9 protein-coding genes are annotated in these 12,164 nt (G+C 30.4%); all 9 read left to right on the top strand.

Annotated elements, in window-relative coordinates; translation table 11 throughout:
• On the top strand, positions 1-1,035 hold a 1,035-nt coding region (locus Q0370_RS05585; protein WP_299573194.1), incomplete at its 5' end, for a Sau3AI family type II restriction endonuclease.
• The gene (dcm, locus tag Q0370_RS05580; protein ID WP_299573193.1) at positions 1,035-2,267 is read left to right on the top strand and encodes a DNA (cytosine-5-)-methyltransferase; all 1,233 of its coding nucleotides are present in this window, start codon (positions 1,035-1,037) and stop codon (positions 2,265-2,267) included. The genes Q0370_RS05585 and dcm, both read left to right, overlap by 1 nt.
• Positions 2,268-2,291: 24 nt before the next feature.
• Positions 2,292-2,591 (top strand): Asp-tRNA(Asn)/Glu-tRNA(Gln) amidotransferase subunit GatC, encoded by a 300-nt coding sequence (gene gatC, locus Q0370_RS05575; RefSeq protein ID WP_006805047.1) that lies wholly within the window; start codon positions 2,292-2,294, stop codon positions 2,589-2,591.
• A gap of 21 nt (positions 2,592-2,612) precedes the next feature.
• Entirely contained in the window at positions 2,613-4,076 is a 1,464-nt protein-coding gene (gatA, locus tag Q0370_RS05570) for an Asp-tRNA(Asn)/Glu-tRNA(Gln) amidotransferase subunit GatA (protein WP_299573192.1), read from the top strand.
• Positions 4,077-4,091: 15 nt separating this feature from the next.
• Positions 4,092-5,186 carry a DUF3829 domain-containing protein gene (locus Q0370_RS05565; RefSeq protein ID WP_299573191.1) on the top strand — a complete coding sequence of 365 codons (1,095 nt, stop codon included), beginning with the start codon at positions 4,092-4,094 and terminating at the stop codon, positions 5,184-5,186.
• Between the two features lie 27 nt (positions 5,187-5,213).
• On the top strand, positions 5,214-6,287 hold the full coding sequence (locus Q0370_RS05560) for a DUF3829 domain-containing protein (RefSeq protein WP_299573190.1): 1,074 nt from the start codon (positions 5,214-5,216) through the stop codon (positions 6,285-6,287).
• A gap of 70 nt (positions 6,288-6,357) precedes the next feature.
• Entirely contained in the window at positions 6,358-7,794 is a 1,437-nt protein-coding gene (gene gatB, locus Q0370_RS05555; RefSeq protein ID WP_299573188.1) for an Asp-tRNA(Asn)/Glu-tRNA(Gln) amidotransferase subunit GatB, read from the top strand.
• Between the two features lie 22 nt (positions 7,795-7,816).
• Positions 7,817-9,931, top strand: a complete 2,115-nt coding sequence (locus tag Q0370_RS05550; RefSeq protein ID WP_299573186.1) for a penicillin-binding transpeptidase domain-containing protein — start codon at positions 7,817-7,819, stop codon at positions 9,929-9,931.
• A gap of 49 nt (positions 9,932-9,980) precedes the next feature.
• Positions 9,981-12,164 (top strand): primosomal protein N' (gene priA, locus Q0370_RS05545; RefSeq protein WP_299573183.1); only part of this gene is annotated, 2,184 nt, incomplete at its 3' end.

Genomic DNA, 12,164 nt, shown 5'->3' with positions numbered 1-12,164 from the left:
GTTAAATTATTTTCAATTTTGGGAGAAAGCTGTAAAAAAGATTTAGAAATAATAAAAAAAGACTATCAAATAATAGTTGATAAAATAATTTCTGGAAATGCTCATAAATTGTCTGAAGGAGATACTAATTATTTGGGTGCCTGCACTAAGGGAAGCACAGCAGAAAAAAGCTTGCAAAAACAATATTACGGAGAAGAGCTTGCAAAAAGAAGAGCTTTTTCTCTGAAACAGTCATATATGTCTTATGTTTTAAACACTTATATTGTTGGAAATGTATCAACCTATGACTCTATTGTTAAAGAAGACGAAGCTGCATATTTTGAAGATGTAGTTTTGAAAAAGATATATGAAAATACAGGCTTAACAATAGAAGAATTATGTAAAAAATATAATATAGAAAATAAACCAAAACATGTAAATAGTATCTTGATTTATAGAATGTTAGGAGTAAAAAGTGAAAATGCTGAGGAATTTGAAAAGGCAAATATAGAAATTAAAACAATAAGAGTTGAAAAAAACAATCGCACAAAAGAAAGCATGTCATTTCCAGCAATAAAAATAAAAAAATTTGTAAATGAGAATTTTGAAAATTCAGAAATTTATAATTTTTTTTCAGAAAAGAAATTTTTATTTGTTGTATTTAAAAAAAATGAGGCAGATGAATATCAACTTACAGGAGCTAAGTTTTGGAATATGCCAATAGATGAACTGGAAACTGTTGGAATGATGGAGTGGAATTTGTACAAGAATAAATTTAAAAAAGGTGTAAATTTTAAAATAGAAAAACAAAAAGATGGGAAAATAATAATAAGGAATGACTTACCCAAAAAAAGTGAAACTAAAATTTTTCATTTGAGACCACATGCAAGAAAGTCAAAATATGTTATTAATGGCATAGAATATGGAAATGGAAATTGCAAAGATACTGATGAATTGCCAAATGGAGATAAAATGACAAAACAGAGTTTTTGGCTAAATAATGGCTACATTATTAAAATTATTGAAAATACAATAAAAAAAGTGGAGGAAAAATAATGGAGTTAACAGTTGCAGAATTATTTGCAGGTGTTGGAGGTTTCAGAGTTGGTTTGAATAAAATAAAGGATTTTGACAAAAAAACAGGAGTAGCAAAAGAAAATAAAATATGGGATTTTGTCTGGGGAAATCAGTTTGAACCTTCAACAAAAGTACAACATGCGTATAATTGCTATGTGAAAAGATTTGGAATAGAAAATAATTCGAATGAAGATATAAATAAAGTTAATAAAAAATCGATACCTGAACACAATTTGTTGGTTGGAGGATTTCCCTGTCAAGATTACTCTGTAGCGAGAAGTCTTAGCGGGGAAAAGGGTATTGAGGGTAAAAAGGGAGTTTTATTCTGGGATATAAAAGATGTTTTGATTGAAAAAAAATCTCCTTTTGTACTTCTAGAAAATGTGGATAGACTTTTAAAATCTCCGGCAAGCAGAAGAGGAAGAGACTTTGCAATAATGCTAAAGACATTTGATGAATTAGGATATTATGTGCAATGGAGAGTTATAAATGCAGGAGATTATTCAATGCCACAAAAAAGAAAAAGAGTGTTTATATTTGCTTTTAAGAAAAATTTGAAGTATGCTAAGGAATTTAGAAAAAATAAGGAAAATATTTTTAATAAAGTATTTCCAGTAATGATAGATTCTGAAAAAGAAATAAATCTGAATAAATATGAAAATATTTTAAAAATAAGTGATGAATATTCAGAAGGAAAATTTTTTGAAAGCGGAATAATGATAGAAGGAATCGTTTTTCATTATAATGTAGATTCAATTAAAGAAGATATTTTTTCTTTAAAGGAAGTTATAGAAAAGGCAAAAAGTTACAATGACTTTGATTTGAAGGAATATTTAGTAACAGATGAAAAATTGGAAAAATGGAAATATTTAAAGGGCGGAAAAAGAATAGAAAGGAAAACAAAGGAAGGACATTCGTATATTTATAGTGAAGGAAATATGGCTTTTCCAGAAAATATGGAAGAACCGGCTAGGACACTGCTTACAAGTGAAGGAACAACAAATAGATCTTCGCATATTGTTTATGATAATAAGCAAAAAAAATACCGTACTTTAACTGAAATAGAATGTGAAATAATACAAATGTTTCCGCCAAACTGGACAGATACAATGCCAAAAAGAAATAGATATTTTATGATGGGAAATGCTTTAGTGACAGGTATAATTTCACGATTGGAACCGACTTTGAAAAAAATAATTGAGAATGAATAAAAAGTGTAAGGAGGAAAAAATTAAATGTTAAGCAAAGAAGATGTTTTAAAAATAGCAGCACTTTCTAAATTGGAATTTTCGGAAAGTGAAATTGAGAAATTTAGAGTGGATTTGAATAAAATATTTGAGCATATGGAAGAGTTGAATGGGGTTGATACGACTGATGTAGAGCCACTTTTTAATGTGCTGGACTTAAAAGATAAATTGAGAGAAGATAAAGTTAGGGATGCCGGAATTAAGAAGGAAATTTTAGAAAATTCGCCTAATAAGGATGAGGAATTTATAATTGTACCAAAAGTTGTTGGAGAAAATGCGGATAATTAGAAAAATTGGAAAGGTGGAAAAATGAATTTATATAAAAAAACGGCTAGCGAACTGGCTGAAATGATAAAGAATAAAGGGATTACTTCAGAAGAAGTTACAAGAAATTTTTTAGATAGAATAAAAGCAGTTGAAGATAAGGTTGGGGCTTTTTCTAATATTTTTGAGGAGAAGGCATTGGAACAGGCTCGAAAAATTGATGAAGAAAATAACGAAGAAGGAAGAAAAAATTATGAAAATACAGGACTTTTTGGAGTGCCTGTGGCGTTGAAGGATAATATTGTTTCAAAAGGGGATTTGACAACAGCAGCTTCGCAAATTTTGAAAAATTATGTGGGAGTTTATGATGCTACTGTTGTGAAAAAGCTGAAAGAAGCTGGAGCAGTGCTTGTTGGGAAGGCTAATATGGATGAGTTTGCGATGGGATCTTCAAATGAAAATTCGTCAATAAAGCCAGCATCTAATCCTTGGGATTTGGAAAGAGTGCCAGGAGGAAGCAGTGGGGGATCGGCTGCTGCGGTTGCGGCTAGTGAAATACCTGTTGCTTTGGGAACAGATACTGGTGGAAGTATTAGACAGCCTGCGAGCTTGACTGGAACTGTGGGAATAAAGCCAACTTATGGAAGAGTTTCGAGATATGGGCTTATGGCATTTGGTTCTTCGCTGGATCAGATTGGGGCTTTGGCGAAAAGTTCAGAAGATTTGGCAAGAGTTATGCAAATAATTTCAGGATATGATGAAAATGATCCGACGACTGCGGATGTGGAAGTGCCAGATTATTTATCTTTGCTTGAAAATGATATAAAAGGATTGAAAATTGGGCTTCCAAAAGAATATTTTTCAGATGAACTGGATAAATCAATAAAGGAAGTTGTGGATAAAACTGTGGAAACATTGAAAAAACTTGGAGCAGAAGTGAAGGAAGTATCGTTGCCTTACACAAAATACGCAATTTCCACTTATTATATAATTTCATCGGCTGAGGCCGCTTCAAACTTGTCAAGATATGACGGAGTGAGATATGGAGTTAGAAAAAGTGATGAAAATATTGAGGAAATGTATGTAAAATCACGAACAGAAGGTTTTGGAGATGAAGTGAAGCGTAGAATTATGATTGGAAATTATGTGTTAAGTTCAGGATTTTATGATGCTTATTATAAAAAGGCCTCGCAAGTTAGAAGATTAATAAGAGATGATTTTTCACGAGTTCTTTCAGAAGCCGACTTGATTTTGACACCGGTTTCTCCGACAACAGCATTTAAAAAAGGTGAAAAAAATACAGATCCTGTTCAAATGTACCTAGCTGATATCTACACAATTTCGGTAAATATGGCAGGATTGCCTGCAATATCAGTGCCAGGTGGCTTTGTAAATGGACTTCCTGTGGGAATACAGCTGATTGGAAATTATTTTAGAGAAGATTTATTGTTTAATGTGGCAAATAAATTTGAGAAGGAACGTGGAGAGATAGAATATCCAGAACTTTAAAAAAGTGGAGGAAATATGAAGAAAATAAGAGTAATACTATTTTTGCTATTGAGTATCTGTATTTTAGTAAGCTGCGGGAATGATAAGGATGTAAATAAAAAAGATACAGCAAGTGAAAAATCAGATTATAATGGAATAAAAGAAATAGATTTTTCAAATAAAGATAGTGGGAAATTAAAGGAAGTTTTGGCTTTTTACACAAATAATAAAGATAAATATGTATATTATTCTTCTGCTTTGGAGGAGTACACAATAATGTTTGGATATGATTATTTGTATGAAGTGTATTTAATTTCATTTATAAATGGAGAAAATCAATTTCAAGCTGATGAAGAAAAAGTTAGTTCATTTAAAAGTTCTCTTGTAACATTTGATGAAAGATTTGGCAATGTTTATGAACAGTTTAAAAATCTCATTCCGTTAATTAAAGGAGAACTTAATAAGGGAATTGATAAAAATGGAAATGGGATTGATGAAAAATATAAAGAATTTATAGAATTAGCAGAAGAAAAAACAAAAATTATAGATGAAATAAAGCAGTATTATAGATCAAACGAATATAAAAGCGACAATTTTTCAAAAGGCAAAGAGTTAAATGATAAATATTTAGCTAATTACAAAGAAACAAAAGAAAAATACAGGGAAGCTTATAATTTATTTTCAGATGCCGATATAGTACTTTTCAAGAATGATATTAAATCTTCAAAAAATAAGAATTTATTGGCTAAAATGGATTTAATAAAGGCAAGACTGTTATTGAAAATGTTTACAAAAGAGCTTTATGCTTCAAGTTTTCAGTTTGAATTTATTAAAGCAGGAACAGCTATTAATATAAATAATAGAGATTATATTGCTAAGTTAAAAAATATTCAGCAGGCATTGGATAAAACTGTTCAAGATATGGAAAAACTTGATGAAAAGATAATTGAAAAGGAAAACTTCAACCCAGCAAAATATAAAGAAATAATAGTGGAAATGAAAAATATGTCTACTTATTTGAAAGAAATAATTACTAGATTTGAGAAAATGGATTATAAAGAAATTATGCAAATAATTACAGAATTTACGATAAGAAATTATCTTGTAGAGAGAGCAATAGAAACATTGTAATTAGAAATATAAAAAGGTGGTTTGAATATGAAGTTTAGAAAAAAGTGTATTGTTTTATCATTATTATTAGTATTAATGTTAGGATGCGGTAAGCAGAAAAAAGTAATTAATTCAAAAGATTATAGTGAAATTTCAGAAGTTGATATGAGTAATAAAGATATAAAAGCAGAAGAGTTACAAAATATATTATACCCGCTAATTTTGAATCCAGAGTTATTAAATAAATATGGGGATATGATATCTACTTATCGACTAGAAAGTTTTCCAGATATTTTTCACAATAACTACTCGGAGAATTTTTTAAATGAAAATAATAACTTTGTTACACCAAATGAAGAAAAAATTAATTCATTTCTTTCAAGTTATGAAGAAGTAGAATACAAACAATATTTTCAAAAAAATTCAAAAGAAATAAAAAATATGTTATCCAAAAAAGAAAAATATAAAAATGAGGAGTTTGGTAAAAAGGCAGAAGAATTTATTGATTCCATTGAAGAAAAACTTATTATTATGGATGAAATAAGAAATTATTACAAGAATAAGGAATATCAAAAAGATAATTTTGAAAAAGGGAAAACTTTATCTGAAAAATATGTAAAAAGTTATAAAAATTCTCTTGAAAAATATGATAAATTTTTTCGTGAATTTACAAAGGTGAAACATATTGTTATGAAAAATGCAATCAGCGTCTTAAAATATGAACCTGATAAAGTTATGTCGTATAACAAATTAAAAATAAATTTACTTTGTGATATGTTCAGAGACAAGTTCTATGGTTCAAAATTGTATATTGATACTTCTAAACCTTTTGTTATAGAAGATAATGATAAGGAAAAATATGTAAATGAATTAAAAAGTATTCAAAAAACATTGGATCATACTATTTCTGATATGAGAAAATTAGATGTTTCAAAATTGTCACAAGAAGATATAAGTAATGAAGAATTTAAAAACATGCTACAAAAGTTAGAAGATATTTCTAAAAATACAAAAGCTATAATAACAAAAATTGAAACTGGAAAAAATGATGAAGTAAATGAAATGATAAATGAATATTCAGAGGAAGTTAACGACTTAGAAAAAAGTAAAATTCTTTTATAAATGTTAAAAATTTTAAATAAAAGTAGATGTAAGAAAAATACAGAATTTTAAGAAAGGGAAAAATTAAAAAATGAGTATGGAATATGAAACAGTCATCGGACTAGAAGTGCATTGTCAATTGAAAACGAATACGAAAGTATGGTGTTCTTGTGATGCGGATTATGATAATAAAGAGCCTAATACTGCAGTATGTCCTATTTGTACAGGGCAGCCTGGGGCTTTACCAAAATTGAATGAAAAAGTGCTGGATTATGCGATAAAGGCGGCACTTGCACTTGGGTGTGAGATAAACAGGGAGAGTTATTTTGATAGAAAAAATTATTTTTATCCTGATTCACCAAAAAATTATCAAATTACACAGTTTTTTAAGCCTTATGCTGAAAATGGAGTTTTAAAAATCACGACAAATAGTGGGAAGGAAGCAAGTGTCGGGATTGAAAGAATACAGATTGAGGAAGATACGGCGAAAAGTATTCATACGGCTTCTGAAACTTTGCTAAATTATAACAGGGCCTCTGTACCGTTAATCGAGATTATTTCAAAGCCTGAGATAAAAAATGCCGAGGAAGCGTATGCCTATTTGAATACATTGAAGGATAGATTAAAATATACGAAAGTCAGCGATGTAAGTATGGAACTTGGATCACTTAGATGTGATGCTAATGTTTCTGTTAGAAAAAAAGGTGAAACAAAACTTGGGACTAGAACGGAAACTAAGAACTTGAACTCATTTAAGGCGGTTGTAAAGGCGATTGAATATGAAACAAACAGACAAATTGAAGTGCTTGAAAATGGTGGGCGTGTAGTTCAGGAAACAAGACTTTGGGATGAGGAAAATGCGGTAACAAAGCCGATGAGAAGCAAAGAGGAAGCGATGGACTACAGATATTTTCCAGAGCCTGACTTGCCAGCGATTATCATTACTGAGTCAAGACTTTCAAATGTGAAGGATGAAATGCCTGAATTTGCAGATGAGAAGGCAAAAAGATTTATTAATGAGTATAAATTGAATGAAATGGAAGCGGCTACTCTTTCATCAGAGCAGGAACTGGCTGAATATTATGAGGAAGTTGTAAAAGTTTCGGATGATTCAAGACTTGCGGCAAACTGGGTATTGACAGAAATTTTACGTGTGCTAAAAGAAAAAAATATTTCTATTGAGGAATTTTCTGTTGAGCCTAAAAATATTGGAAAATTAATTAAATTGATAAAAGCTAATACGATTAGTTCAAAAATTGCAAAAGATGTGTTTGAAATATTGCTTTCAGAAAATAAAGATCCTGAAATTATCGTAAAGGAAAAAGGGCTTGTTCAAATTACAGACAACAGCGAAATTGAAAAAATTGTAGAGCAGGTGCTGGCTGAAAATCCTCAATCTGTGGAAGATTATAAGGCTGGAAAGAGTAACGCATTAAAATATCTTGTGGGACAGTCAATGAGACTTTCTAAAGGTAAGGCTAATCCGCAAATGATTAATGAAATGATTTTAGCAAGACTTGAAGGTTAATATTGGTTAAATTAGGAGAAAAATGAAAAAGGGTAATAAAAAAAGTAGTATTATTGACAGGGCAAAGTCAAATATAGAAAAGAATAGAAAAGATCAGGAAACTGAAAAATTTTTGAAGGTATTTTTGAAATATTTAAATACATTCAGAGGAAGATTTGGTTTATTGGTTTTGTTTACAACTATAGGGTTTATTGCAATACTCGGAAAAGTTTACAGTATTCAGACAAAAGGTGGAAACAAATTAAGAGATGAAGGAGAAAAACAATATTCATCAAAAAGCTTTACTAAAGCTAAAAGAGGGAAAATATCCACAAGTGATGGACAGGTTCTGGCTTATGACAATGAGCAGTTTATTATTAATCTTGATCCCAGCTTGATTGAAGAAAAAAATATTAATACAGTGCTAGAAATGTTGAAAACATATATTCCTAATCTGGAAACTGAGAAATATAAAAATGAGTATTTAAAACTTAAAAGTGAACAGAAAAAATATCTGAAAATTGATTATATAATTCCTTATAACACAAAAATAGCTATTGAAGCTGAAATTGATAATGATATTAAAAATGTGAAAACTCTAAAAAAAGAGGGATATAAAAGAAGATATAAAGGTGTAACGTTTGAAACAATGTTTACAAGAAGCTATGTTCAAAATAATGCTTTTCAGGAAACAGTTGGATTTGTTAATAATGAAAATAGAGGTATGTATGGAATTGAAAAGTATTACGATAAAGAGCTTTCAGGTAAAACAGGTATTACAACAGGTCTTAGAAAAGTTCCAAAGGCATTGCAGGAAATTATGAAATTTGGAAAAATGAAGAAATCAGAAGACAGGAAAGAAGAAGAAGGTAATAATCTTGTCCTTACTATTGACAGTTTTATGCAGGATGCTCTTAATAGCGAACTGGAACAGGCTTATGTAGACCATAAGGCAGAATCGGCAATGGGAGTTTTGATAGAAGTAGAAACTGGTAAAGTGATTGCAATGTCTTCATACCCTAAATCAGAAGATAAATCAAATATAAAAAATAGAACTATTACAGATTTTTTTGAACCAGGGTCTATATTTAAGCCTATAACAGTTGCAATGGGTCTTGAAACAAAAAAAATTAATGAAAATACAAAGCTTTTTACAGGAGGTTCGATAAGAGTAGATGACAGAACTCTTAGAGAACATGACAATAGTGTGAGTGGTAGTTTAAGCCTAGCTGATGCGATTGCAAAATCTTCAAATGTAATAATGGTGAGAATAATGCTAATGTTGAACAATGATACTGTTCTTAATTATTTTTCAAATCTTGGATTAGGAACAAAAACAGGTATAGATACTTATTTTGAATCAACCAAAAAACTTGTTGAATCAAAAAGATTAAACAAGGTAGGAAAATCAACGATGGGTTATGGACAAGGGATTTCGATGACACAGATTCAGATAATGATGGCATTAAATGCAGTTATTAATGATGGGAAGTTATTAAAACCTTATTTGGTGGATAAAGTGGAAGATAGTAAAGGAAATATTGTCAAACAGAACAAACCTGTTGTAATAAGAAAAGTATTTAGTGACGAAGTTTCAAAATTAAGCCGAAGATATATGGAAGCGAGTGTAACTAGAGGAACTGGTAAAGAAGCATATATTGCTGGTTATCGTATTGGTGGAAAAACGGGAACTGCCCAAAAAGCAGAAAAGGGAGGATATAAAAATTTACATGTCAGCTCGTTTTTTGCATTTTTTCCAGTAGACAAACCTAAATATGCTATATTAATAACAATTAATGAGCCTAAAGGAAACTTTATTTATGGTTCAGAAGTTGCTTTACCGTCAGCAAGAAATGTATTGCAAAAATTAATTAACCATAAAAGAATTCAACCAAATAGTCAAGTTAAGACACTTATTAAGAATACTGGATTTGTTGAGCAGGAAGTGAAAAAGGATTTAGGAAAAATTAAGAAGGATTTTGAGAAAAATATTATGCCTGATTTGACAGGAATTAGTCTTAGGGAATTTTTGTCAATTTATCCGCAAGGGAAATTTTCACAATATGAGATTACTGGAAGTGGAAAGATTGTTTCCCAATTTCCTGAAAAAGGGACTAAACTTGATAAACAGACGAAGATACAGATAATGCTGGAATAAAGATATCTTTTATAAAAATTAATTGAGGAAGAAATGTTAAGGGGTAAAAATGTATTATTATGAAATTTATGTGGAAAATAATCAGGGAATATACACATATAAATCGGAAGAGAAGTATGAAATTGGGCAATGGTGCATTGTCAATTTTATAAATAAGGATAAAATGGGGCTTATTGTAGCGATTGTTAATGAAAATCAGATACAATTTGATATTTCAAAAGTGAAAAAAATTAAGGATGTTGCCCCAGTCTTGTCCATTCCATCGGATATTATGCAGCTTATAAGATGGATAAAAAATTATTATATAAGTGATTATTATAGCGTAATAAAGGCAGTTTATCCAGGAGCATTGAAGTTAAATTATTCTAAAAAAGCCATTTTCCAAAGGGAATTTTCTGAAAATAATGAAACTTTGGAAGTGGAAAAAATTGAGGAAATAAAAAAATTTAACGAATATATGAAAAAACGTCAGGAAGTTACGGTTGCAACTTTGAAAAAGAATTTTTCCAGCGAAATTGTAGAAAAAGCTGTAAATGAAAAGGTTATTTCCATTGAAAAGAAAGTTATTTTAAATTCTAAAATTTCAAAAAGAGAAAAGGAAAAAAGTGAAATTGTAGAAAAGGAAATTATTTTGAATGATGAGCAGCAAAAGGCTGTGGATACAATAAAAAATAGTGAAAATCAGATTTTTCTGTTAAAAGGGATAACTGGCTCAGGGAAGACGGAAATATATATTAACTTGATAAAGGAAGCCTTGAAACAAGGATTTGGCAGTATTTTCCTAGTGCCTGAAATTTCACTTACAGTTCAGATGATACAAAGACTTGAGGAGGAATTTCACAATGAAGTGGCTATTCTTCATAGCAAACTTACAGACAAGGAAAAGCGGGAAGAATGGACTTTCATACGAAATGGCGAAAAGAAAATTGTGATTGGAGCAAGATCGGCAGTTTTTGCGCCTGTTCAGAACTTGAAATATATTATTGTGGATGAGGAGCATGAAAATACGTACAAGCAGGAGAATAATCCACGGTATCACGTAAAAAATGTAGCGATAAAAAGAGCATTTTTACAAAATGAAAATTTGAAAAAAGATGAGAAACTTCAAAAAAATAGTGAATTAGAGAAAAATGATAATTTGGAAGAAGCTGAAATTGTAAAAAGCGAAAAGATAAAAGTGATTTTAGGTTCGGCAACTCCATCTTTTGAAACTTATTATCAGGCACAGCAGGGCGATATTGAATTAATTGAGCTGACAAAAAGGTATAAGAATGCTAAGTTGCCAAAATTTAAAATTGTCGATTTGAATGAAACAACAGAAAATTTTTCGGAAGAACTGCTAAATAGGATTTCTCAGACTTTACAAAAAAATGAGCAGGTTATCTTGATTTTGAATAGAAAAGCATTTTCAAACTTGCTGAAATGCAAGGATTGTGGAAATATTCCGACTTGTCCGAATTGCAGTATTTCTTTAAACTATTATAAATATGATAATCGCCTCAAATGCCATTACTGTGGATATGAAAAACGCTTTGATAATACGTGCGATGAATGTGGCGGACATAAAATGAGACAAATTGGGGCTGGGACGGAAAAAATTGAGGAAGAATTGGCGACGGCATTTCCATCGGCAAGAATAGTAAGAGTAGACTCTGAAAGCATAAAGACAAAGCAGAATTATGAAAAAGCCTACAACGACTTTAAAAATCACAAATACGACATAATGCTTGGAACGCAGATTATCGCAAAGGGACTGCATTTTTCAAACGTAACATTAGTCGGAGTAATTAATGCTGATATAATCTTAAATTTTCCAGACTTTCGGGCTTCAGAAAAGACTTTTCAGTTATTGACACAGGCTTCAGGGCGTGCAGGGCGTGGAGAAAAGGATGGGGAAGTGATTATTCAGACTTTTAACGGCGAAAATGATGTAATAAGAAAAACAATCGAAAGTGATTATGAAGGATATTACAAAAATGAGATGATTATGCGAAAAATGTTAAATTATCCGCCTTTTGGACGAATTGTAATTTTGGTAATTTCAGCAACGGAAGAAAATTTGGTAATGGAAAAATCCAAAATTTTACGTGAAGAGATTATAAGAAATGTAAATGCAACTATGAATTTAACTCAAAATGATTTTATCTCAGATGCTTTCAAATCTCCAATTTACAAAATAAACGGAAGATACCGGTACCAGATATTTTTTAAATTTGAAAGAGAAAATATCTTG

Source organism: uncultured Leptotrichia sp., assembly GCF_938036635.1.
Taxonomy (GTDB): Bacteria; Fusobacteriota; Fusobacteriia; order Fusobacteriales; family Leptotrichiaceae; genus Leptotrichia; species Leptotrichia hongkongensis.
The sequence above is the reverse complement of the archived record's forward strand: the minus strand, read 5'-3'. Positions and strand labels throughout refer to the sequence as shown.

Bases quoted from the DNA above. Each gene is read 5' to 3' on its own strand.
- gatB (WP_299573188.1), top strand. From the start codon at position 6,358: ATGAGTATGGAATATGAAACAGTCATCGGACTAGAAGTGCATTGTCAA.
- Q0370_RS05560 (WP_299573190.1), top strand. From the start codon at position 5,214: ATGAAGTTTAGAAAAAAGTGTATTGTTTTATCATTATTATTAGTATTA.
- dcm (WP_299573193.1), top strand. From the start codon at position 1,035: ATGGAGTTAACAGTTGCAGAATTATTTGCAGGTGTTGGAGGTTTCAGA.
- Q0370_RS05550 (WP_299573186.1), top strand. From the start codon at position 7,817: ATGAAAAAGGGTAATAAAAAAAGTAGTATTATTGACAGGGCAAAGTCA.
- gatA (WP_299573192.1), top strand. From the start codon at position 2,613: ATGAATTTATATAAAAAAACGGCTAGCGAACTGGCTGAAATGATAAAG.
- Q0370_RS05565 (WP_299573191.1), top strand. From the start codon at position 4,092: ATGAAGAAAATAAGAGTAATACTATTTTTGCTATTGAGTATCTGTATT.
- gatC (WP_006805047.1), top strand. From the start codon at position 2,292: ATGTTAAGCAAAGAAGATGTTTTAAAAATAGCAGCACTTTCTAAATTG.